This window comes from Dryocola boscaweniae (genome assembly GCF_025215095.1).
Lineage (GTDB): Bacteria > Pseudomonadota > Gammaproteobacteria > Enterobacterales > Enterobacteriaceae > Dryocola > Dryocola boscaweniae.
The window spans coordinates 1-249 of the sequence record NZ_JALHAP010000011.1 but is presented as its reverse complement, the minus strand read 5'-3'; the positions used below and the strand labels follow the sequence as shown (position 1 = coordinate 249).

The following is a 249-nucleotide window of genomic DNA, read 5'->3' as shown; positions in this document are numbered from 1 at the left end:
TACACAGGTGGGCGATACCGCCTCCATCACTTCCCTGGACAGCTTAAGCCTGTTGGCTGGCAGCAACATCAATATTACCGGCGCGAATCTGGCGGCAGGTGGTGACCTGCTGATGAAGGCCTGGGGGATATCGCCGTTACCGCAAACCAGATTACTGAAAGCTACAGCCAGTCCGGCTTCCGGGGCAAAGACGCAACCAGCAAAGAATCTGTGACCCAAAGCGGCAGCACTATCACCGCAGGCGGAAAT

General features: G+C 56.6%; 1 protein-coding gene. It reads left to right on the top strand.

The genetic code is table 11. From position 1 onward, the window contains the following. On the top strand, positions 1 to 214 hold a 214-nt coding region (locus MUA00_RS00050; RefSeq protein WP_271121224.1), incomplete at its 5' end, for a hypothetical protein. Between the last annotated feature and the right edge of the window lie 35 nt (positions 215 to 249).